At 63.0% G+C, this 21,253-nt stretch carries 20 protein-coding genes; 4 read left to right on the top strand and 16 right to left on the bottom strand.

The window, feature by feature from the left end; genetic code table 11:
- Nucleotides 1–3 precede the first annotated feature (3 nt).
- The 8 genes from V7787_RS21125 to V7787_RS21090 all read right to left on the bottom strand — a co-directional run bounded on the left by V7787_RS21125 (nt 4) and on the right by V7787_RS21090 (nt 9,753).
- Nucleotides 4–627, bottom strand: a complete 624-nt coding sequence (locus tag V7787_RS21125) for a hypothetical protein (RefSeq protein WP_064491231.1) — start codon at nt 625–627, stop codon at nt 4–6.
- 10 nt (nt 628–637) lie between these two features.
- Nucleotides 638–2,065 carry a DotG/IcmE/VirB10 family protein gene (locus V7787_RS21120; protein WP_336089511.1) on the bottom strand — a complete coding sequence of 476 codons (1,428 nt, stop codon included), beginning with the start codon at nt 2,063–2,065 and terminating at the stop codon, nt 638–640.
- Complete coding sequence (locus tag V7787_RS21115) at nt 2,062–3,075, bottom strand: DotH/IcmK family type IV secretion protein (RefSeq protein ID WP_014592475.1); 1,014 nt, start codon at nt 3,073–3,075, stop codon at nt 2,062–2,064. Before V7787_RS21115 ends, V7787_RS21120 begins: the two co-directional genes overlap by 4 nt.
- Nucleotides 3,076–3,077: 2 nt before the next feature.
- Complete coding sequence (locus V7787_RS21110) at nt 3,078–3,842, bottom strand: DotI/IcmL family type IV secretion protein (RefSeq protein ID WP_014592476.1); 765 nt, start codon at nt 3,840–3,842, stop codon at nt 3,078–3,080.
- Nucleotides 3,832–4,098 (bottom strand): hypothetical protein, encoded by a 267-nt coding sequence (locus tag V7787_RS21105; RefSeq protein ID WP_019438921.1) that lies wholly within the window; start codon nt 4,096–4,098, stop codon nt 3,832–3,834. Before V7787_RS21105 ends, V7787_RS21110 begins: the two co-directional genes overlap by 11 nt.
- 917 nt (nt 4,099–5,015) lie before the next feature.
- The gene (locus tag V7787_RS21100; RefSeq protein WP_003249863.1) at nt 5,016–6,407 is read right to left on the bottom strand and encodes an amino acid permease; all 1,392 of its coding nucleotides are present in this window, start codon (nt 6,405–6,407) and stop codon (nt 5,016–5,018) included.
- 627 nt (nt 6,408–7,034) lie between these two features.
- Entirely contained in the window at nt 7,035–8,381 is a 1,347-nt protein-coding gene (gene gudD / locus V7787_RS21095) for a glucarate dehydratase (RefSeq protein ID WP_336089510.1), read from the bottom strand.
- Nucleotides 8,382–8,400: 19 nt separating this feature from the next.
- Entirely contained in the window at nt 8,401–9,753 is a 1,353-nt protein-coding gene (locus V7787_RS21090) for an MFS transporter (RefSeq protein WP_198747842.1), read from the bottom strand.
- 259 nt (nt 9,754–10,012) lie between these two features.
- Between V7787_RS21090 and V7787_RS21085 the strand changes: the two genes are divergently transcribed.
- Complete coding sequence (locus tag V7787_RS21085; RefSeq protein ID WP_336089509.1) at nt 10,013–10,714, top strand: FadR/GntR family transcriptional regulator; 702 nt, start codon at nt 10,013–10,015, stop codon at nt 10,712–10,714.
- A gap of 71 nt (nt 10,715–10,785) precedes the next feature.
- On the opposite strand, the gene V7787_RS21080 is transcribed toward V7787_RS21085, so the two are convergent.
- From V7787_RS21080 to V7787_RS21065, 4 genes are all read right to left on the bottom strand, one after another.
- Nucleotides 10,786–11,796, bottom strand: coding sequence for a zinc-dependent alcohol dehydrogenase family protein (locus V7787_RS21080; protein ID WP_010955388.1), 1,011 nt, complete (start codon nt 11,794–11,796; stop codon nt 10,786–10,788).
- A 311-nt stretch (nt 11,797–12,107) separates the two neighbouring features.
- Nucleotides 12,108–12,698 (bottom strand): HAD family hydrolase, encoded by a 591-nt coding sequence (locus tag V7787_RS21075; RefSeq protein WP_003249853.1) that lies wholly within the window; start codon nt 12,696–12,698, stop codon nt 12,108–12,110.
- On the bottom strand, nt 12,695–13,564 hold the full coding sequence (tesB, locus tag V7787_RS21070) for an acyl-CoA thioesterase II (RefSeq protein ID WP_014859384.1): 870 nt from the start codon (nt 13,562–13,564) through the stop codon (nt 12,695–12,697). The genes V7787_RS21075 and tesB overlap by 4 nt, the downstream gene beginning before the upstream one ends.
- A 149-nt stretch (nt 13,565–13,713) precedes the next feature.
- Nucleotides 13,714–14,283 carry a GNAT family N-acetyltransferase gene (locus tag V7787_RS21065; RefSeq protein WP_019438917.1) on the bottom strand — a complete coding sequence of 190 codons (570 nt, stop codon included), beginning with the start codon at nt 14,281–14,283 and terminating at the stop codon, nt 13,714–13,716.
- A gap of 179 nt (nt 14,284–14,462) precedes the next feature.
- On the opposite strand from V7787_RS21065, the gene V7787_RS21060 reads away from it, so the two are divergent.
- The 3 genes from V7787_RS21060 to V7787_RS21050 all read left to right on the top strand — a co-directional run bounded on the left by V7787_RS21060 (nt 14,463) and on the right by V7787_RS21050 (nt 17,566).
- Nucleotides 14,463–15,149, top strand: a complete 687-nt coding sequence (locus V7787_RS21060) for a hypothetical protein (protein ID WP_064491236.1) — start codon at nt 14,463–14,465, stop codon at nt 15,147–15,149.
- Nucleotides 15,150–15,264: 115 nt separating this feature from the next.
- A complete protein-coding gene (locus V7787_RS21055) occupies nt 15,265–16,179 on the top strand; it encodes a histone deacetylase family protein (protein WP_064491237.1) in 915 nt (304 codons plus the stop codon).
- 148 nt (nt 16,180–16,327) lie between these two features.
- Nucleotides 16,328–17,566, top strand: coding sequence for a TIGR03862 family flavoprotein (locus V7787_RS21050; protein WP_104887014.1), 1,239 nt, complete (start codon nt 16,328–16,330; stop codon nt 17,564–17,566).
- A gap of 104 nt (nt 17,567–17,670) precedes the next feature.
- On the opposite strand, the gene V7787_RS21045 is transcribed toward V7787_RS21050, so the two are convergent.
- The 4 genes from V7787_RS21045 to V7787_RS21030 form a co-directional block, all read right to left on the bottom strand.
- Nucleotides 17,671–19,002, bottom strand: coding sequence for a DEAD/DEAH box helicase (locus V7787_RS21045; RefSeq protein ID WP_104887013.1), 1,332 nt, complete (start codon nt 19,000–19,002; stop codon nt 17,671–17,673).
- A 55-nt stretch (nt 19,003–19,057) separates the two neighbouring features.
- Complete coding sequence (yedA, locus tag V7787_RS21040) at nt 19,058–19,978, bottom strand: drug/metabolite exporter YedA (protein WP_336089506.1); 921 nt, start codon at nt 19,976–19,978, stop codon at nt 19,058–19,060.
- A 139-nt stretch (nt 19,979–20,117) separates the two neighbouring features.
- The gene (locus tag V7787_RS21035) at nt 20,118–20,729 is read right to left on the bottom strand and encodes a 3'-5' exonuclease (RefSeq protein ID WP_020192908.1); all 612 of its coding nucleotides are present in this window, start codon (nt 20,727–20,729) and stop codon (nt 20,118–20,120) included.
- A gap of 9 nt (nt 20,730–20,738) precedes the next feature.
- Nucleotides 20,739–21,218 (bottom strand): LabA-like NYN domain-containing protein, encoded by a 480-nt coding sequence (locus V7787_RS21030; protein ID WP_004576858.1) that lies wholly within the window; start codon nt 21,216–21,218, stop codon nt 20,739–20,741.
- Nucleotides 21,219–21,253: the final 35 nt, after the last annotated feature.

Raw genomic sequence — 21,253 nt, 5'->3', positions numbered from 1 at the left:
GTTTTAAAGAGCGGGTGAAGTAACCACGATGCCGCTGTCGCGATCGACGGCAAGCACTTTCAATTCGCGCTGCACCGGTGGCAACGGATCGCCGGCCTTGACGCTGTCTTCGCTATCGCCATTTTTCACCCAGGCCCGGTGCCCGACCACCGCCTGCACCTTGTAGCCCGAGGACTGCGGGATCGGGTGAGCGCGCCTGGTGTATCCTTGCGAGACAACGGGCGCCGCCTCCCGACGCGGTGGCTTGATCACCTCCACGCGCTGACGGCTGTCTTCGTAGAACTGCATGCGCTGCTGCAGGCCGGACAGGTTGTTATCCAGGGCCTTTATCTGGCTCAACAGCAGTTGAGTATTGCGCTGCGATTCCTCGCGCACGATCTTCAGCTGTTTTTCGCTGTTTTCCTGGGCCTGCAGCGCCGCCTGCGCCTGCTCCCGGGACTTGGCCAGCTCGATGCTCAGCACATCCATGCGTGGCTGTTGCGCCAATTGTGCCTGGGACTGCGGGATGCGCCTGGCCTTGGCCGCTGGCGACGAGGTCGCCTTGATCACGACCACGGCGAGCACAATGAGCGCCAGGAAGCTGCCGGCAAAAACGCCAATGAGTTTTCCGAACGACCAGTTCTTCATGTCGAACTCCTTATCGAGATTGATCGTGAACGTCTTGCAGGAAGAACAGGCCAAAGCCTTTGTTCGCAGGCGTTGCGTAGGTGGCCGGGCGGTTGAAGCCGCGGCGCACTTCGCCGGCGATGGCGGTGCCCATTTCACCGACCGACGAGCCAATCACCTGCTTGGTCGAGGGCTCGGTAGTGGTCTGTGCCACAACGCCACTCGGGCTGATGACAGTGGTACCCGCTGTCTGCTGGTAAGCCCGACCGTAGCCGGACAACAGCGAGGCGGCACCCAGGGCGAAATAGCGCTCCATGGTGTGGTGGTCCTTGGTCTCGGCAATGCCCTGCTTGGCATCATCCTCGCGCAATGCCACAGCGCTGATGCGCATGGTCGGACGAGGGTCGTTGACCGGTGGCGCAAGAATGGTGAACTTCACGCGAATGTTGTCGGGCGCCTGCTCGATCTTGCCGATCAGCTTGGAACCGTTCCACTTGCCGCCTCGAATGGTCGCCAGCACGTCACCACCATCATCGGTGTTGACCTCGGCATCGAGCGTGGCGTACATGATGGTACCGGTCTTGATCAGCATCGCCCGGTCGGTGTCACCCACGGCCTCGATGGCATTGGGGTCCTTGTCCTTGGCAGCCCGTACTGCGGGGCCTGTGACACTGCCGCCAGCGCGCTCGGTCGGGTAGTAGCTGACGGTGCTGAAGCTGCTTCTCTCAGCGAAGCCCTTGGCACTTTCAGACTCGCCCATCAGTTGCTTGATCGACTTCAGCGTTTCGCTTTTCAGCTCGCTGACGTACTGGTCGCGCTGCTCCTCGGCCTTTTTCAGCTCCTCCTCCAGACGCCGGCGCTCCTGCTCCTGGTACTGGGCGCTGGCCACACCAGGCCGCTGTGAAACCTGGGCTGAGTCACGAGGCGGCATACCCGCCCCAATGTAAATCTCGGGCGAACGCTGATTGCCGTCATTGTAAGGCTGCCCAGGCACGTTGAACTGCGCGCCCTGGCCACGAGCCAGATCCCGCCCGGTGGACTGCACGATGTTCGGATCGAAGCCAGGCTGATAGGACATCCCACGCTCGGCAGCCTGTTCGGCCTCCAACATGCTGCGCTGCGCACGGCGCTCTGCTTCGGCCTTGGTAATAGGGTCGATCGACACTTCAGGTTGCGGCGCATTCGGCACGTCCACCGTGGACGCCTTGCCCGCAGGCGCATCCTTCGAAGACATGCCGTTGTAGGCCAGGGCGCCCAGCGCCAGCACGACCAACCCGGCAGCAATCAGCGAGACCTTGCCGACACCGGAACCGAACACCGCCTGCAAGTTGCGCTGCATCTCATCGGACTTGCGCGCCTTCTTCACCTGCGGGCCAGCCGGCCCGTCGCGGTCGGCTACCAGGTGCTCGTCCTCTTCATCGAAGCCCGAGTCGTTCGGCGGCATGTTGTTATCACTCATTGCAGATTCCCTTGCTCGATGAAGACGGTTACGGCTTGCCCGCCAGTCGTGAACGTGACGCTGTTCTGCAGGCCCGCATAGCGATACACCGCCACACCGGTGGTGCTTCGCGCTGCGTTGGTGTAGGCCGGATATTGCGCATCAGCCTTGGCTTTCACGTACATGTTCGGGCCATAGCTCCAGGCCTCGACGCCCTCCAGCCCGGTCACCTTCAGGCGGTTGGCATCTTTCGGCGGCACACCATCCAGGAAGTAGGTCAGCGCATCGTCGATCGACGGCATCCGCAACATCGCCACACTCGCTGTCGCATCCGGGTTGCGCCCCGGCACCTTGGCATCAACACGCATGTCCACTTCTTCCTGGCCGGCGGCCAGGATCAGGATGATCGGCGTGGCCAGGCCGCGCAGGGTGACGGTGACGTTGCCGTAGGCCGCCGCTGTGGCGGGGTCCAGGGTGAGGATGTTGGTCGGTGCGGCAGTACCGTTCTGACCGTTCTGCCCACCTCGCTCGCGACCGTCGCTGAACAGCTCGCGGTTGATCGACACGTTCTGGATCATCCACGGCTGCCCGGCATAGTCGGAGAACACGATCGATGACTGCTGGCCCTTGCTCAGGCGAACGATGGGGGGCGATACCCCCGGGTCGAGGTTGAGTGCCAACGTGCGGGTCACCGGCTTGGCCGGGCTGACATAGGCGGTGGCCTTCTGCTTTTCCCGCTCCAGCCACAGCTGCTTGATCAACTCGACTTGCGACGATGTCAGCTGCGAGTCCTGCACGTCGTTGACCGTGTCACTGATGACATCCTCCGGGCGCGGATAGACCACTTGAGCAGCGCTGGATACCTGCCGGCCCAGGCCATTCATCGGCGGCTGGGGCGGAGCCTCGCTTCCTTGCGCCGCGTCAACCTGCCCTGCGCCACCCTCGGCAGCGGGCGCAGTTGGCGCCTCGTTGGCAAATGCAGGCAAAGCGATAGCGCTCGCAAGCAACGATGCGATCAGATGCTTCTTCATGGTCACTTCCTTGAGGTGTACGGCGACAGCTGAACAGAATCGACGGCAATGCCTTTGATGTTGGTGGCCGAGGCGGGGATCTGGACGATGGTCACGGCGGCGAGGAAGTCCTGGCGCGAGCGCGCCTGCTGGTCACCGCCGACATAGAATTCGATGGCAATCGGTACCTGCACCAGCCAGTAGTTCTGCCCGCTGGCCAGCACACCAGCCTCTTCGACCTGGGCAACCTGGGTGGCCATGGCGCGCAGGATCATCCGCCCCTTGAGCACGCGCTCCAGGTTGCCGGAATCGTCCAGGGTCTTCAGGAAAGCCTTGCGCCCCTCGTCGGTGTACCAGCGGGCGCCCGCAGAATTGAGGTTGGAGCGGTAGTTCACATAGTCGTAGGAGTACGAATTGACCACGGCATCCTTGGCATACTCGGCAAGGGTGGCCGGGGTTACGCGCGGATTGCTCTCGGTCGAGACTTCACAGATCGCGTGATTGTCAGTGGTCGGGATCCAGCGGTACTTCGGGTACCAGAACACCACCGCAGCGATGGTGACGCCAAATACGCAAGTCAGCGCCAACAGTTGGCCCCATACGCGCTTGTTGCGGCGCTTGAGATCGAGGCATTCCAGCTGCAGGCGCTTGACTTCACGCACGGTGGCCGCTGCTTCACCCGGCGTTTCATCCAGCGCCAGCTCCAGCAGCTTCTCTTCGTCCGTGCCCCGCCGAGTCTCCTGCGCTTCGCCACCAGGGGTTCCGTGTTGGGTTTCCTTACTCGACATTGCGGATTTCCCCTGTCGTTCCGTCGTAGATGCAAATCGAGTCGGTTCCGTCATAGAACACGACATTTTCAAAGTTGGTTTGAGTCACCAGCCAGATGGCAGCAACCGCAACAAACGGCAGCAGGCCTATGCACGCCCACTCGCCAACATTCAGCAACACGCCAAGCAAGCGGTTGTAGCGTCGCAGCGCGCGAACATCCACGTCCTGCCCTGCACCGCTGCCCCATGACGTAGTGATAGACCCCAGCTCATCCATATCTCGCTCCATGCGGCGGCATTTTCATCCAAAACTTAGAAAGCTGCAACAGCGAAATTTTGACAGATTGAGATAATACCTGCAATCCGCGACGCATTTTGACACGCCAGCACCCGAGCCTTTGACGCTAAATAGGCCAGATCACGCGAGCGCGCAGCCAAACAAAACCCTGCCGAAAACAGGGCTTTTATCCAATAAATGCTAATAAAATCAGAATGTTGAGATTGAGCGCCCAGCCACCAGATTCGACTGAGCAAATGAGTACTGCAGGTTTTAAAAAATGAATGCCTTCAGATTATTATGATGCTATAAACCTGACCATTCAGTCATGAGCAGAGGCCAAACCAGCCTGCTTTGAAAAGCCTTTGAGAAACTGTATAACCCACGAATTTCGTGGCTTACAGGGGCTTTAGAGGGCCATACTTCCAGGTTGGTGGCGGGGAGTTGCAACACTTCCGCCATAACGCTCCTAGAACTTGCTCTAGCCTTCCTCCCTGACCTTCACCGAGGGCCTACACCCACACACCTCGGATTAAAAACCCTTTTAAATCAAGGGAAGCGGCACATCAGAAGCGCGTTCTGCCGCTTGGCATGTTGCGCAGCGCAACCGCAGAACCGGCGGATAAAATCCGACCGAGGCGCATAAGCCCAACGCCAGGGTAACGACCCAGCATGGCTAAAACGTGATTTTCCAACAAATACACAATATTCCGCGATAACGGCTTTTTGATATCAAACTGCCAGCATTCTTCATATGTTTGGGTGCCCTGCAAATCGAACGCCGCCGGGGCGGCGCTCGATCTCATGGACGATAAAAAACTTGCGACAAACACCCTTCAGCGCCGCTGCTATTTCACGCCCAAAAAAAAGGGCACCCATCCTCGGGTGCCCTTTGCCTTACAGCCAGGTGAACTGAATCACCCCATCGATCGCGCTGCCACCGGTTGCGCATGGCCCCTCGACGTCACGATCCCCAGGAAGGAAATCACGATCGCCAGGCCCAATGTCGAGCTCACTTCCGCCCGATGCTCAGGCGTGTACATCATCACCGCCAGCGCCCCGGCAATGAAGATGATCACCGCCCAGGTCAGGTACGGGAACAGCCACATGCGGAACTTCAGTTCGGTGTTCTCGCGCTCCAGTCGGCGGCGCATGCGCAGCTGCGAGATGGCGATAACCATGTACACCAACAGGGCGATGGCGCCGGAGCTGGCCAGCAGGAACTCGAACACACCCTTCGGTGCGAAGTAGTTGAGGACCGCGATGGCCGCACCGATCAGGGTGCTGCCGAATACTGCAGCACGCGGTACACCGACCTTGGAGGTCTTGTTGAGGAAGGCCGGGGCGTCACCGCGCTTGGCCAGCGAAAACATCATCCGCGAAGCGATGTAGATCGACGAGTTCATGCAGCTGGTAACGGCTACCAGAACCACCAGGTCGACCATGAATGCCGCGTTGGGGATGTTCATGATTTCCAGCGCACGCTGGTACGAACCTACCACTGCCAGTTGCGGGTCGTTCCACGGCACCACCGAAATGATCACGAAGATCGACAGGATGTAGAAGGTGCTGATACGCCAGATCACCGAGCGGGTGGCCTTGGCGATGTTGCGCGACGGGTCGCTGGACTCGGATGCGGCAATGGTCACTGCCTCGGTACCGATGAAGCTGAACATCACGGTGATGAACGCACCCACCACTGCCGACCAGCCTTTCGGTGCAAAGCCGCCGTACTCGGCCATCAGCCCGCTCAGCCCACTGACCTCGCGGTTGGGTAGCCAGCCCATCAGCGCGGCGAAGCCCAGGCCGATGAAGCCCAGGATGGCGGTGACCTTGAGGATGGCGAACCAGAACTCGAACTCGCCGTACTTGGCCACGCTGAACAGGTTGGTACCGGCCAGCAGCAACACCGAAGCCAGGGCGAAGATCCAGCTGTCCACCTGCGGGAACCAGGCGTTCAGCACATGCCCGGCGGCCAATGCTTCGATAGGAATGACCAGTACCCAGAACCACCAGTACAACCAGCCGATGGTATAGCCGGCCCAGCGGCCAATGGCCTGGTCGGCATAGGTGGAAAACGATCCGGTGTCGGGGTGTGCCACGGCCATTTCGCCGAGCATGCGCATGACCAGTACCACCAAGGTCCCGGCCACGAAATAGGAAATTATGGTTGCTGGCCCGGCTGCCGCGATGGCGTGGCCAGAGCCTACGAAAAGTCCGGCGCCGATGATGCCGGCGATGGACAGCATCGTTACGTGACGTGGCTTGAAACCTTGTGCAAGGTTGCCATCAGATCCCACGGTGTTCATTGATGTTGTTCTCTTTTTGCTGACACAAGGAAGGACGGGCAGGCGTAGGCGAAAAATATCTCCTTTGAAATCAATAAGTCGACACGTTGTTCGCGCGCTGTTGTTGATATTTGGCACGCGTCACAGAGCAAGGTGTCAGTGCGGTTCGGGGTTCATTTAATCCCCGCATGGCTGTGGGGAATTACACGAGAACGCCACGGAACTGTTCGATCACGACAGGGCATTTCCATCAACGCCAGATGTCGCGAATGGCATATCCGATCGCGCCACAGGCCCAAATGGAGCTTTTGTTTTTCATTTGAATGTGTGTTGCCTGTGCCAGCCCTTTCGCGGGTGAACCCGCTCCTACGATGGTGCGTGGCGACGGTACCGATTGGTGGATGCGGTGGCGGTGGTGAATGACTGGGGGGGATTGGCCGGCAGGTCCGGCCTATTCGCGGGTGAACCCGCTCCTACAAGGGTAGGTGGCGACGGTACCGATTGGTGGATGCGGTGGCGGCGGTGAATGACTGGGGGGATTGGCCGGCAGGTCTGGCCTATTCGCAGGTGAACCCGCTCCTACAAGGGTGCGTAGCGACACCACCGGTTGATGTAGGAGCGGGCTTGCCCGCGAAGAGGCCAGCAGCCTCAACGCACCAGGCAGGGCCGTTTGTTATCGAAGCTCCAACCCGGGATCAGGAACTGCATCGCCACGCTGTCATCGCGCGCACCCAGCCCCATGTTGCGGTAGCACTCATGGGCCTTGGCCAGCTGGTCTTCATCCAGTTCCATGCCCAAACCCGGCCGTGCCGGCACTCGCACATGCCCGTCGACAATGCGCAGCGGCTCACGGGTCAGGCGCTGGCCATCCTGCCAGATCCAGTGGGTGTCGATCGCCGTGATTTCACCCGGCGCCGCAGCCGCCACCTGGGTGAACATCGCCAGCGAAATGTCGAAGTGGTTATTGGAATGAGAACCCCAGGTCAGCCCCCAGTCGTTGCACATCTGCGCCACCCGTACCGAACCCTGCAAGGTCCAGAAGTGCGGGTCGGCCAGCGGAATGTCCACCGACTGCAACTGAATGGCATGGCCCATCTGCCGCCAGTCGGTGGCAATCATGTTGGTCGCGGTGGGCAGGCCGGTGGCGCGGCGGAACTCGGCCATCACCTCGCGGCCCGAGTAACCGTTTTCGGCGCCGCACGGGTCTTCGGCGTAGGCCAGCACATCGTGCTTGTCACGGCACAGGGCGATGGCCTCCTTCAGCGACCACGCGCCATTGGGGTCGAGCGTAATGCGCGCTTCGGGGAAGCGTTCGGCCAGTGCTGTCACAGCCTCCATCTCTTCTTCACCGCGCAGCACGCCGCCCTTGAGCTTGAAGTCGCTGAAGCCATAGCGCGCCTTGGCGGCCTCGGCCAGCCGCACCACTGCTTCCGGGGTCAGGGCCTTTTCATGGCGCAGGCGGAACCAGTCATCATCGCTGTCGGCTTCGTTGCGGTAGGCCAGGTCGGTCTGCTGACGGTCGCCGATGTAGAACAGATAGCCGAGCATCTTCACCGCATCGCGTTGCTGGCCCTCGCCCAGCAGCGCCGCCATCGGCACGTTCAGGTGCTGGCCGAGCAGGTCGAGCAACGCCGACTCGATGGCCGTTACCGCATGTACGGTAATGCGCAGGTCGAAGGTCTGCAGGCCGCGGCCCGCCGAGTCGCGGTTGGCGAAGGTCTGGCGCATGGCATTGAGCACACGCTGGTAATGGCCGATCGGCTGGCCGACCACCAGGCTGCGGGCGTCCTGCAGGGTCTGGCGAATCTTCTCGCCGCCGGGCACTTCGCCCAGGCCGGTATTGCCGGCGCTGTCGCGCAGCACCACGACATTGCGGGTGAAGTACGGGCCATGGGCGCCACTGAGGTTGAGCAGCATGCTGTCATGGCCGGCCACGGGGACCACGCGCAGGTCGGTGACCACCGGGGTACTGGTGTGAAGGGTCTGCATATTCATGAGGGTTGTCTCGCAGTCATCAGTGGGTCTGGCCCAGGGCCGAAGGGGCCTTGAGGTCATCGGAAGGGACGCCCTTGGGGCGAATGCGTACGAAGAAGATGGCAATCGCCGCCAGCACCGAGGTCACCGCCAGGCCGTACAGCCCGCCCTGGATCGAGCCAGTCTGCTGCTCCAGCAAGCCGAAGGTGGTGGGGGCAACGAAACCGCCGAGGTTGCCGACCGAGTTGATCAGGGCAATCACCGCCGCAGCGATGCGGGCGTCCAGGTAGCCCTGGGGGATTGGCCAGAACAGTGAAGACGCTGACTTGAAGCCGATCGCGGCGAAGCACACGGCGACGAAGGCGAACACCGGCCCACCCGTGGTGGACATGAACATGCCCGTGGCAGCGACCAGCAGGGCGCCCGCCACCCAGGCCTGCTGGAACTTCCAGCGAGCGGAACCGGCGGCGAAGGCGTACATGGCCAGGATCGAGATCAACCAAGGGATCGAGTTGAAGAAGCCGACCTGCATGTCACTGAGGTCGCCCATACGCTTGATGATGCTAGGCAGCCAGAAGGTCGCAGCGTAGATGGTCAGCTGGATACAGAAGTAGATCAGGCAGAACAGCACGATCTGGCGGTCCTTGAGCAGGCTCCAGGCCGACGGCCTGACCGCACCGATGGCCTCACGCGCTTGCTGCTCGCGGTCGATGGTGGCGACCAGCGCGTCCTGCTCGGCCTTGCTCAGCCACTTGGCGTCCTGCGGCTTCGAGTCGAGCCAGAAGAACACAAAGAAGCACAGCGCCACCGAGGCCATGCCTTCAATGAACAGCATCCACTGCCAGCCATGCAGGCCCAGGCCCTGGATCTGCATCAACGCCCCGGCCAGCGGCCCGGAAATCAACGAAGCCAGCGCCGAGCCACTGAGGAAGATGGCAATCGCCTTGCCGCGCTCTGCCGCCGGCAGCCAGCGGGTGAAGTAGTAGATCACTCCCGGAAAGAAGCCTGCTTCGGCAACACCGAGCAGAAAACGCAGCACGTAGAACTGGGTTTCGTTCTGCACGAAGGCCATGGCCGTGGCCACCAGCCCCCAGGTGAACATGATACGGGTCAGCCACAGCCGGGCACCGACCTTTTGCAGCAGCATGTTCGAAGGTACTTCGAACAGCGCGTAACCGATGAAGAACAGCCCGGCACCAAAGCCAAAGGCCGCAGCGCTGATGCCCAGGTCGCTTTCCAGGTGCGGGCGGACGAAGCCAATGTTGACGCGGTCGAGGTAGTTGACGATGAACATGATGACGAACAGCGGCAGGACGTGGCGCTTGACCTTGGCCACGGCACTGGCCAACGCGTAGCCTTCATGCCGGGCAGACGGAGCGAGGGTGTCGTTCACTTGCGGATCTCCCACTAATTGTTTTTGTGCGGGTCGGGTTGTCTGACATGGCAGTGGGGAGGAGCTTATTCGCAGCGAAGTTGTACGACAAGATCATTAACGTCGGCAAAATAGCAAAATACAAGCTGTCACAATGCTAATTTGATCCGAACGTGCAAAAACAGATCAATTACATGCTGAATTGGATGCGCGAAAAATCGGTTAAAAATTTTTCTATCGATTAACTTGTCGTACAAGCAAATCAAGAAGCGGATCACATATGGAACCCGAACACGCGCGCAAGCGCGGCCATAGCCGTGCCCATGACCTGGTTTCCAGCCTGACCCAGCAGATTCTGCTGGGCACCTTCAAACCAGGCGACAAACTGCCTTCGGAAAACACCTTGGTGCGCGAGCACGGGGTCAGCCGCACGGTGGTTCGCGAAGCCTTGTCGAAGCTGCAGGCCTCTGGGCTGGTGGAGCCGCGCCACGGGATCGGTACGTTCGTGATGGAGCGCCAGGCCCAGGCCGGCCTGCGCGTTGCGGCGGAGAGCGCGGCGAATGTGCGCGATCTGCTGGAACTGCGTATTGGCCTTGAGGGCCAGGCTGCCGCGCTGGCCGCACTGCGTCGTGACGAGGGGCAACTGGCGCGCATGCGCCAGGCGCTGGATGACTATCAGGACCTGGCCGCTGCCGGCGACAGCTGCATCGAAGCCGACCGGCGCTTTCACCTGCTGATTGCCGAGGCCACCGGCAATCTGTATTTCACCGAGATGCTGCTGCAACTGGGTAACGGCCTGATACCGCGCAACCGCATGGCCCTGGCCGAGCGCGCGGGGGCCAAGCTGGCGCGGCAAGCGTACCTGGCCAACCTGGAGCATGAGGCAATCCTCAATGCCATCCGCCGACAAGACCCGGATGCGGCACGGGCGGCGATATGCCTGCACCTGTCCAACAGCCGCGACCGGCTATTGCCGGACTGACTGTCAGGCAGTGCAACACGAGTATATTGGCGTACAGGGTGGCCGTTACATCCAGCTACCCTGCCCTCACTTCACCAAGTCAGGCAGATCTTGCCGAAATGCCGGTTGCTCTCCTGGTAACGGAACGCCTCGACGATCTGCTCCAGTTCGAAATGCTTGTCCACCACCGGCCGCAGGCCGTTGGCATCGATCGCCCGCACCATCGCCTGCTGCTGCGCTCGGCTGCCAACCAGCACCCCTTGCAGCCGAATCTGCCGCACCAGCGCCTGCACCAGCGGCAACTGCCCGGCCACCCCGGTAAGGATGCCGATCAGTGAAACATGCCCGCCAATGCGCGCGGCAATCATCGACTGCTCCAGCGTGGCCGGGCCGCCCACTTCAATCACATGATCGACACCGCGGTTGCCAGTCAGCTCGCGCACCTTCTCACCCCAGGCCGGGGTGCTCTTGTAGTTGATCAGGTGGTCGGCACCCAGGGCCTTCAGGCGCTCCAGCTTGGCATCGCTGGACGAGGTGGCGATCACGGTCGCACCCGCCAGCTTGGCGAACTGCAGGGCGAAAATCGAAACACCGCCAGTACCCTGCACCAGCACCGTGTCGCCGGGCTTGAGGTGATCATCGCTCATCAGCGCGCGCCAGGCGGTAAGGCCGGCGGTGGTCAGGGTGGCAGCCTCGGCATGGCTGAAACCCTGGGGTGCCAGGGTGAAGGCGGTGGCGCGGGCAGTCACCTGTTCACGGGCGTAGCCATCGATGCCGTCGCCGGGCACCCGGGCAAAGCCCTCGACATTGGCCTGGCCATCGAGCCAGTCGGGGAAGAAGGTGCTGACCACATTGTCGCCGACCTGGAACTCAGTGACGCCAGCCCCAACCGCAACCACCTCGCCGGCGCCATCGGCCATGGGGATGCGTCGCTCGCTTGGGCCCCACATGCCGCTGACCACGGCAAAATCGTGGTAGTTGAGGGAACTGGCGTGCAGGCGCACGGTAATCTCGCCGGCCTGGGGGGCCTGGGCCTCGCAGGTGCCGACCTCGACCTTGTCGTAGCCGCCGCCGGGTTGTACGTAGATGGCTTTGCTGCTCATGGGTGGGTCTCCGTATCAGAGCAAAGAATGGGGTTCAGCATAGACAGATCCGGCCCTTTCGCGGGCACGCCCGCTCCCACAGGGCACTACAGGACCCGAGACTTGCGCAAATACCTGTGGGAGCGGGCATGCCCGCGAAGAGGCCCGCATTGCCAACACAAGCGTCAGCCCAGCATCACCTTCAACGCTCGGCAATCCGCCGCATGCCAATCCACCAGCTCTCCCACAGGGGCACCAAAGGACCCGAGACTTGCGCAATACCTGTGGGAGCGGGCATGCCCGCGAAGAGGCCCGCATTGCCAACACAAGCGTCAGCCCAGCATCACCTTCAGCGCCCGGCAATCCGCTGCATGCCAATCCACCAGCTCTGGCCAGGGGTTGTCCGGCAGGTTCACCAGCACCGTGCGCGCCCCCGCCGCCCGCCCGCAGTCCAGGTCAAAGCGGTAATCCCCCACCATCACCAGTTCGCTCGGCGTCACGCCCCAGGCGCTGGCAATCTTCAGCAGCCCATCCGGGCTCGGCTTGGGCGCAGCCTCGTCACGCCCGAGAATGTGTTCCACCGGGAAGCAGTCCGCCAGGCCGATGGCCTCCAGCGTTACATGCGCCAGCTCACGCGCATTGCGGGTCAGAATACCCAGCCGGCACCCGCGCCCGGCCAACTCGCGCACCAGTTCCACCGCCCCGGTGGCCGCCGTGGAGGCCGTTGCCAGGTCCCTTTCGTGCTCCAGCAACCAGGCATGCTTGGCCGCCGCTTCCTCTGCCGGCAAGGCCGCCAGGTGGGTGAGGATGTCGTGTTCGGCCGGGATGTCCAGCGCCACCCGAATGGCGGCGAAGTCGTGCACGGCCACGGTCAGGGTGCCGTCCATGTCGAACACCCAGTTGCGCACCTCGCCCAGGCTCATGCCCAGTCCTTGCGATGGCGAATCAGGCCTTCCTGGCTCGACGATGCCACCAGTTGCCCGGCCTGGTTGAAAATGCTGCCGCGGCAGAAACCACGGGAATTGCCGGCCCAGGGGCTATCGGTGGCGTACAGGAGCCACTGGTCGGCGCGCAGGTTGCCGTGAAACCACAGCGAATGGTCGAGGCTGGCGATCTGCATGTCGCGCTGCCACACCGATTTGCCATGGGGCAGCAACGCCGTGGTCAGCAGGCCGAAGTCCGAGGCGTAGGCCAGCATGTACTTGTGCAGGGCAGGCACGTCAGGCAGGTTGCCGTCGGCGCGGAACCAGGCGTATTTCACCGGGTCGCCCGGCTTGGGGTTGAACGGGTCGCGCTCGGTGACCGGGCGGATCTCGATCGGCTTGGCGCACAGCACCTTGTCGCGGATGCGCTCGGGCAACTGGTCGGCCATGGCACGGGCCAGTTCGACTTCGGTAGGCAGGTTTTCCGGGCCGACCACGTCAGGCATCTGCGCCTGGTGCTCGAAGCCTTCCTCGTCGTACTGGAACGACGCACTGCAGGTGAAGATGGTCTGGCCCTTCTGGATCGCCGTCACACGCCGTGTACTGAAGCTGCCGCCATCGCGCACGCGGTCTACCGAGTACACCACTGGAAGGCTGGCATCGCCCGGGCGCAGGAAGTAGCCGTGCAACGAATGCACATGGCGCGCGTCCTCGACCGTCTGACTGGCAGCCGACAACGACTGGCCCAGCACTTGGCCACCGTAAAGCTGGCGGAAGCCAAGGTCCTGGCTACGTCCACGGAACAGGTTCTCCTCGATGGATTCGAGGCTCAACAGGTCGACCAGGTCGTCCAACACATGACTCATCGGCGGTTCTCCGTAGGAGCGAGCCTAGCTCGCGATGCGCCGCCCGAGCGGCGCTCGATTTCACAGGCGCTGAACGTGTTACGGGCAAGCGCCTTCCAAGTAGGCAAATGATACAGCGTTTGTCATTCGCACCGGGCATGGCTGTGCATTCAGGCGCGCAGGGTGCGCTCCCAGTGCGCGCGATCGATCCGGTACAGCACATGCGGGCGCAGCGGGTGGCCGATGGGCAGGCGGGGGTGCTCGAAGCTGCCTTGCAGGTCCTGCTGCATGCCGATGGCTTGCATCACCTTCTGCGACGGCAGGTTGCATTCGCTGGTGAACGACACGACCTCTTCCAGGCGCAACTGGGCAAAGGCACAACGCAGGCAGGTCCACGCCGCTTCGCTGGCAAAGCCCAGGCCCCAGTGACGGCGTGCCAGACGCCAGCCGATCTCCACCGCCGGGGCAAAAGGCGCGTCGAAGTTGACATTGAGCAACCCGGTCATGCCGATGAACGCGCCACTGTCCTTGCGCTCCAGGGCCCACAAACCAAAACCGTACTCATTGAAATGCCCACGCACGCGGCCGATCAACGCAGCCGCCTCAACGCGCGTCAGCGGCGCCGGAAAGTAGCGCATTACCTGTGGGTCGGCGCACAGCGCGGCGAACTCGCGCAAGTCATCGTCATGCCATTGGCGCAGCACCAGCCGTGCGCTTTCCAGTTCGAGGATGGGGGTCATCGGGCCTGCTCCGGTTTACCGCCTTGCAGTTTACAGCGTAGGCGCGGGCGCGGGTTTCACCCAGCCGGCAGCCGCCAAATGCAATTTTCACACGCCCTTCACTGGCCCCCGACAGGCCGCTTGGCAGGATGCCGCCATCCACCACCGCGCCAGCCGCGGTACTGCCAACGGAGCAACGCATGCTATCGAGCAACACCCTGGGGCACCCCGCCATTCATGCCCGGCGCAAGCGACGCCTGACTCGCAAAGCCGTCGGAACCGCCCTGGGCCTGTGCATGGTCGTGGCGGCGTTGACCACCTGGCTGGCGACGAGGACGCATATCGTGGACCTTGGCAACGAGCAACAACTGAGTGACAGCGGCCTGCTGCAGGACTGGGCCGACGGTGCGGTGATGGTGATGATCCGCCACGCCGAACGCTGCGACAGCGCCCCCGGCCCCTGCCTGGAAGACCCCACGGGGATCACCCTGAGCGGTAGCCAGGCCGCTGCCCGCGTTGGCCAAGGGCTGCAACGGCTGGGCCTGAACAGCGCCGACTTGCTCACCAGCCCTAAACTGCGCACCCGGCAAACCGCGCACTTCATACTGGGTCAGGCGGTGGCCAGCGAGGACTGGCTCGAAAGCTGCGACAGCCAGTTCGCCAACGAAGCGCTTGCACACAAACGCGCGGGCCACAACCTGGTGCTGGTGACTCACAACGGCTGCATCGACCACTTTGCCCGCCAGCAGCACGTTGCTGGCGGCGAACGTCAAAGCAACTATGCCAGCGCCCTGTTCGTATCGGTGGATGGCAATGGCAAGGCACGTATCCTCGGGCGACTGAACGAACCTGACTGGCAACGCGTATTGGCCAGCACAGAAAAATAGCCCTCAAACATAAACGCCATCTCTGTGGGAGCGGTACCGGCGCAAGAAACAGGTACTCCCATTGCAGTCACCCGTCATGGCAAGATCAGCACTGGCCCTGATTGCGACCCCATCCATGCCGTTGCCGCTGATCTACCACGAAGATTACAGCCCGGAGTTCCCCGCTGAACACCGCTTCCCGATGGACAAGTTCCGCCTGCTGCACGACCACCTGGTCGGCAGCGGGCTGACCACCGACCAGGCCCTGCTGCGCCCGGACATCTGCCCCAACGACATCCTCGCCCTGGCCCATGACCACAGCTACATTGAGCGCTACATGAACGGCGAGCTGTCGCGCGAGGACCAGCGCCGCCTCGGCCTGCCCTGGAGCGAGGCCCTGGCCCGGCGTACCGTGCGCGCTGTCGGTGGCTCACTGCTGACCGCCGAGATGGCGCTGCAGCACGGCATCGCCTGCCACCTCGCCGGTGGCACCCACCACGCCCATTACGACCACCCCGCCGGCTTCTGCATTTTCAACGACCTGGCGGTCATCAGCCGCTACCTGCTGGAAGCAGGCCGGGTACACCGGGTGCTGATCTTCGACTGCGATGTGCACCAGGGTGACGGCACCGCGCGCATCCTGCACGACACGCCCGAGGCCATTACCGTGTCGCTGCACTGCGAGCAGAACTTCCCCGCCCGCAAGGCACAAAGCGACTGGGACATCCCCCTCCCCCGAGGCATGGGCGACACTGCCTACCTGAAGGTGGTGGACGACGCCCTCAACTACCTGCTGCCGCTTTATCAACCCGACCTGGTGCTGTATGACGCCGGTGTCGACGTGCACAAGGACGATGCCCTGGGCTACCTGCAGCTGACCGACGCAGGCGTTGCCGCCCGTGACGAAGCCGTGCTGCGCCACTGCCTGGGCCGCGATATCCCGGTGATGGGCGTGATCGGCGGAGGCTACAGCAAGGACCGCACAGCCTTGGCCAGACGCCACGGCATCCTTCACCACAGCGCGGCACGTGTCATAGGTTGTTCACAATGACTGTGGAACCGCTTGTGGATAACCTGCGCGAAAGGCGCTGTAGCCCTTTACTGGCAAGGCCTGCATGACACTGGCTATTTTTTGACCAGTGCTTCCAAGGGCAGCGCTGCGGTAGAATGCGCCTCTTTTCCACAGCCTGCTGCCCACCATGCCCGATCTGACCCCCGCATCCCCTCCCCCCGCTGTCGTCATCGGTGGCGGCCCCGCCGGCCTGATGGCGGCCGAAGCACTGGCCAAGGCAGGCCTGGCGGTCGAGGTGTTCGATGCCATGCCTTCAGTGGGCCGCAAGTTCCTGCTGGCGGGTGTCGGGGGCATGAACATCACTCATTCCGAGCCCTACCCGGCGTTCGTGGCACGCTATGCCGAACGCCAGGGCGAAATCGAGGCCCTGCTACGCGACTTCGATGCGGACGCATTGCGCCAGTGGATTCATGGTTTGGGCATCGAAACCTTCGTCGGCACCTCAGGCCGGGTGTTCCCCACCGACATGAAAGCCGCACCGTTGCTGCGTGCCTGGCTCAAGCGCCTGCGCGACAACGGGGTAGTTATCCACACCCGCCATCGCTGGTTGGGCTGGAACACCGATGGCAGCTTGCGAATTGCTTATCCACAGGGCGAACGGCAGGTGAAAGCCTCGGTCGTGGTGCTGGCGCTGGGTGGCGCCAGCTGGGCGCGCTTGGGTTCTGACGGCAGCTGGCAACCGCTGCTGGCAGAACGGGCTGTGGATATCTCGCCCCTGCAGCCGAGCAACTGCGGTTTTGAAGTAGAGGGCTGGAGCGCGCTGCTCAAGGACAAGTTCGCGGGCGCACCGCTGAAGAACATCGCCCTCAGCGTCCCGGGCAGCCCACCGCGCAAAGGCGAGTTCATCCTCACCGCCCAAGGTGTGGAAGGCAGCCTGGTGTATGCCTGGTCGGCACCGGTACGCGAGGCCATCCACCGTGAAGGCCGCGGGGTACTGTTGCTCGACCTGCTGCCGGACAAGCCTGTGGACAAGATTGCCCAGGCACTGGCCAAACCGCGCGGTTCACGCTCCATGGCCAAGCACCTGCACAGCCAGCTGGGGATTGATGGGGTCAAGGCGGCACTGCTGCGCGAACTGACCGATCAGGCGACCTTTGCCGACGTTGATGCTCTGGCCCGGGCCATCAAGGCATTGCCCATCACCCTGGTACGCACGCGGCCGCTGGATGAAGCGATCAGCAGTGCCGGCGGGGTCCGCTTCGAGGGCCTGGATGAGGGGTTGATGGTCAAGGGCATGCCGGGGGTGTTCTGTGCCGGCGAGATGCTGGACTGGGAGGCGCCGACCGGGGGGTATCTGCTCACGGCGTGCTTTGCCAGCGGCTTGCGCGCCGGGCGGGCAGCGGCAGATTGGGTGCGGGCTTCCTGACAGCTTGCCGGGGCGGCTTCCACAGTACTGCGTCAATCCAGATTGTGCAGCCCATGTGGGAGCGGCCTTGCGTCGCGAAAGGGCCGCAAAGCGGCCCCAAAACCTCAAGGCTTGCGCTTGCGCGGCCCACCATTGAAGCTCGGCACCTTGCGCACAGCCTTCACCGCCGGTTCCGCACTGCCGGCTTCAGTGCTGTCCATCCAGCGCCCCAGCCCGCGCTTGGCGCTGTTTTCTTTCGGCTTCTTGGGCTTCTTCGGTTTCTTGATAACCTGCCCACTGGCATCGGTCATCGGCACCCGGTGCTCGGGGATGAAATCTGGCTCTTCGTGACGCGGCAGGGTCTGCCGGGTCAGCACCTCGATAGCCGCCAGCAGTTGCACTTCATCCGCACACACCAGCGAAATCGCCTCGCCCTTGTTGCCCGCCCGCCCGGTACGCCCGATGCGGTGCACGTAGTCTTCGGCAACGATCGGCAGGTCGAGGTTGACGACCAGCGGCAAGTCATCGATATCCAGGCCACGGGCCGCCACATCGGTCGCCACCAGCACTTGCACCTCACGGGCCTTGAAGCTGTCCAGCGCACGCTGGCGGGTTGCCTGTGGGCGGTCACCGTGGATGCCGTCGGCATTCACGCCTTCGGCCAGCAAGCGCTCCACCAGCTGATCGACGCCATTGCGGGTCTTGGCGAACACCAGCACCTGCTTCCAGCGCTGCTTGCGCAGCAGGTGGCAGAACAGGTCGGCCTTACGCTTCTTGTCCACAGGCACCAGCCACTGCTTGACGCTGGCGGCCGTGGCGTTGCGCGGGCTCACTTCGATACTGAGCGGGTCATTCAGCGCCAGCCCCGCCAGCATGCGAATCTGATCGGAGAAGGTGGCGGAAAACAGCAGCGTCTGGCGCTTGCGCGGCAGTGCCGCATACACCGACTGCAGCTCTTCGGCAAAGCCCAGGTCAAGCATGCGGTCGGCTTCATCCAGCACCAGGGTCTGCACCTGGTTGAACTTCACGGCGTTCTGCCGGAACAGGTCGAGCAAGCGGCCGGGGGTAGCCACCAGCAGGTCGACACCCCGGCGCAGGCGCATCATCTGTGGGTTGATACTGACCCCGCCATACACCGCGTAGGTACTCAGCGGCAGGTTCTCGGCGTATTCGCGCACGTTGTTGTGCACCTGCTCGGCCAGCTCGCGAGTGGGTACCAGCACCAAGGCGCGGATCGAGTTGCTGGCCACCTTCTCGCCCTCCAGCGCCAGGCGCTGCAGCACAGGCAGGGCAAAGCCTGCAGTCTTGCCGGTACCGGTCTGGGCTGCGGCCATCAGGTCGCGGCCGGCCAGCACGGCGGGGATGGCTTTGGCCTGCACCGGGGTCGGGGTGGTGTAGTCCAGTTGCTGCAGCGTACGCAGCAGCGGTTCGATCAGGCCGAGTTTGGCGAAATTCATGGCAATACCGTCAGGGGGTTCAGCGAAGGCGGCAAGTTTACCGCATCGTCCCTGCCTACTTGCAGATTTCACCTTTCAACGGTGGCACTGGTTCAGGTGCCTTGCGCCACTGCGGCAAGCCGATCAGCACCACCGCGCCGATGATCACTGCCATCGCCACACACTCTTCCGCGCCAATCTGCTCACCGGCAAAGACGATCCCCAGCAGCACCGCCACCGCCGGGTTGACGTAAGCGTAGCTGGTGGCCGCTGCCGGGCGCACGTGCTTGAGCAGGTACATGTAGGCACTGAACGCCAGGATCGAACCGAAGAACACCAGGTAGGCCAGCGCCCCCCAGCCAGCGGCGGTCGGCAGCTGTGTCATGCGTTCGCCCGATAGCACACTGCCCAGCAACAGCACCGCCCCCCCGACCAGCATTTCCGCTGCGCTGGCCATCGGCCCCTGGGGCAGCGGCAAGGTCTTGCTCCACACCGAGCCGAACGCCCAGGACGCTGCCGCGAAGATGATCAGCGCCGCACCTATCGGGCTTGCCTGCAGGTTGGAGCCCAGGTTCAGCAGGCCGATGCCCACCAGCCCAAGGGCTATCCCCGCCCACTCCAGCTTCGAATTGCGGTGCCCGAACAACAGGCCGAACAGCAAGGTGAACAGCGGCACCGTCGCCACCGCCAAAGCCGCCACGCCCGAAGCCACGCCGGCATGCTCGGCCACGGTCACCCCGCCGTTGCCACAGCTGAGCAACAAGAAACCGATCGCTCCTGCCGCCCGCCATTGCGGCCAGGTAGGTGCCGGCACGCCGCGCCAACGCAGGAAGCCGTACAGCAGGCCACCGGCGATCAGGAAGCGCACACGGGCCATGAGCATCGGAGGCCAGCTCTCAACGCCGATACGAATGAACAGGTAAGTGGAACCCCAGACCAGATACAGGGCCAGGAAGGCGCCAATCAGCAGCAGCGGGAAACGACGGGAGGCAGGCATGGGGGAAACTCGAAATCCGTTTACGGGTGCCTCAGTTTAACGGCCTGCCTGGGTGAAGGGACGTTACAGAACGGGTTCAAATGAGCGGCACAATTCTGGTGCATTCGACGTAGGCGACACTCCCCCAGACGTTCACTGGCTAATCCCTGCAGTACTTGGCCAGCGCTTCGCGCAGCTTCGCAGCCGGGGTTTTCTGCAGCCGGCAAAGCAGCTCGTGCGACAGTTGCTGAACCCCGTGGTCCTGGCGCAACACACCCGCCAGATGCTGCAGCAGGTTGGCGGCCATTTCGGCATCGGCCATGGCCCGGTGCGCAGTCCCCGTGTCCGGCAACCCAGCCCAGCGTGTCAAAGTGCCCAGCTTGTGGTTCGGCGCGGCGGGCAGCAGGCGCCGTGACAGCAACAGGGAACACGCGAAGGGCTGGCTGCGGCTGCGGCCAATACGGCCCAGCTCGTAGTCCCAGAACTTCTGGTCGAAAGCAGCGTTGTGCGCCAACAATGGGGTGCCGCCGACGAACTCGGCCACCTCGTTCATCACTTTCTCCACCGGCGGCGCACTGCGCAGCATGGCGGTGGTAATGCCGGTCAGCCCTGCGACGAAGGCCGGCACCGGCACGCCAGCGTTCATCAGGCTCTGGTAGCGCTCGACAATGCGCCCACCCTCGAGCATTACCACCGCCACCTCGGTGGCACGGCAGCCGGTACCGGGGGAAATGCCGGTGGTTTCAAAGTCGATGACAGCGATACGTTCCATGAAAAGACCTTAGTGTTTGAGCAACAGCGCGCCTTCGATGGGCACGTAGCGGGTGGCAGCACGGATCAGTGACAACGCCGTCAGCCCCGGTACGCCATACACCACCGCTTCGGTGCCATGGCGCTGGATTACCCGTTCCAGCAGCAGGTCGAAATCACCGTCGCCGGAGGCCAGCACCACTTGGTCGACCCGGCTGGCCGCGTCGATCACATCCAGGGTAATGCCCACATCCCAGTCGCCTTTGGCCGAGCCATCGCTGCGCTGGATGAACGGTTTGAGGCGCACATCGAAACCGAGGTTGCGCAAGATCTGCTGGAACTGCTGCTGTTTGCTGTCGCCACGGTCGATGGCATAGGCCACGGCCTCGACGATCTGGCCTTCGCGGCTGACATCAGCCCACAGGGCGGTGTAGTTGAAGTGGCAGCCGTGGGCCTGGCGTACGGTGTAGTAGAGGTTCTGCACATCGGCGAACAGCGCGATCTTTTTCACCTGGGAACCTCATTTTTGGCCTGGAGTGCTGGGGG

It is taken from the genome of Pseudomonas sp. CGJS7 (assembly GCF_036961695.1).
Note: the sequence above shows the minus strand (reverse complement) of the source record. Positions and strands in the feature narration are given on the sequence as shown.

Coding starts and splice junctions, on each gene's coding strand:
- V7787_RS21125 (WP_064491231.1), bottom strand. CDS start 627: ATGAAGAACTGGTCGTTCGGAAAACTCATTGGCGTTTTTGCCGGCAGC.
- V7787_RS21120 (WP_336089511.1), bottom strand. CDS start 2,065: ATGAGTGATAACAACATGCCGCCGAACGACTCGGGCTTCGATGAAGAG.
- V7787_RS21115 (WP_014592475.1), bottom strand. CDS start 3,075: ATGAAGAAGCATCTGATCGCATCGTTGCTTGCGAGCGCTATCGCTTTG.
- V7787_RS21110 (WP_014592476.1), bottom strand. CDS start 3,842: ATGTCGAGTAAGGAAACCCAACACGGAACCCCTGGTGGCGAAGCGCAG.
- V7787_RS21105 (WP_019438921.1), bottom strand. CDS start 4,098: ATGGATGAGCTGGGGTCTATCACTACGTCATGGGGCAGCGGTGCAGGG.
- V7787_RS21100 (WP_003249863.1), bottom strand. CDS start 6,407: ATGAACACCGTGGGATCTGATGGCAACCTTGCACAAGGTTTCAAGCCA.
- gudD (WP_336089510.1), bottom strand. CDS start 8,381: ATGAATATGCAGACCCTTCACACCAGTACCCCGGTGGTCACCGACCTG.
- V7787_RS21085 (WP_336089509.1), top strand. CDS start 10,013: ATGGAACCCGAACACGCGCGCAAGCGCGGCCATAGCCGTGCCCATGAC.
- V7787_RS21080 (WP_010955388.1), bottom strand. CDS start 11,796: ATGAGCAGCAAAGCCATCTACGTACAACCCGGCGGCGGCTACGACAAG.
- V7787_RS21075 (WP_003249853.1), bottom strand. CDS start 12,698: ATGAGCCTGGGCGAGGTGCGCAACTGGGTGTTCGACATGGACGGCACC.
- tesB (WP_014859384.1), bottom strand. CDS start 13,564: ATGAGTCATGTGTTGGACGACCTGGTCGACCTGTTGAGCCTCGAATCC.
- V7787_RS21065 (WP_019438917.1), bottom strand. CDS start 14,283: ATGACCCCCATCCTCGAACTGGAAAGCGCACGGCTGGTGCTGCGCCAA.
- V7787_RS21060 (WP_064491236.1), top strand. CDS start 14,463: ATGCTATCGAGCAACACCCTGGGGCACCCCGCCATTCATGCCCGGCGC.
- V7787_RS21055 (WP_064491237.1), top strand. CDS start 15,265: ATGCCGTTGCCGCTGATCTACCACGAAGATTACAGCCCGGAGTTCCCC.
- V7787_RS21050 (WP_104887014.1), top strand. CDS start 16,328: ATGCCCGATCTGACCCCCGCATCCCCTCCCCCCGCTGTCGTCATCGGT.
- V7787_RS21045 (WP_104887013.1), bottom strand. CDS start 19,002: ATGAATTTCGCCAAACTCGGCCTGATCGAACCGCTGCTGCGTACGCTG.
- yedA (WP_336089506.1), bottom strand. CDS start 19,978: ATGCCTGCCTCCCGTCGTTTCCCGCTGCTGCTGATTGGCGCCTTCCTG.
- V7787_RS21035 (WP_020192908.1), bottom strand. CDS start 20,729: ATGGAACGTATCGCTGTCATCGACTTTGAAACCACCGGCATTTCCCCC.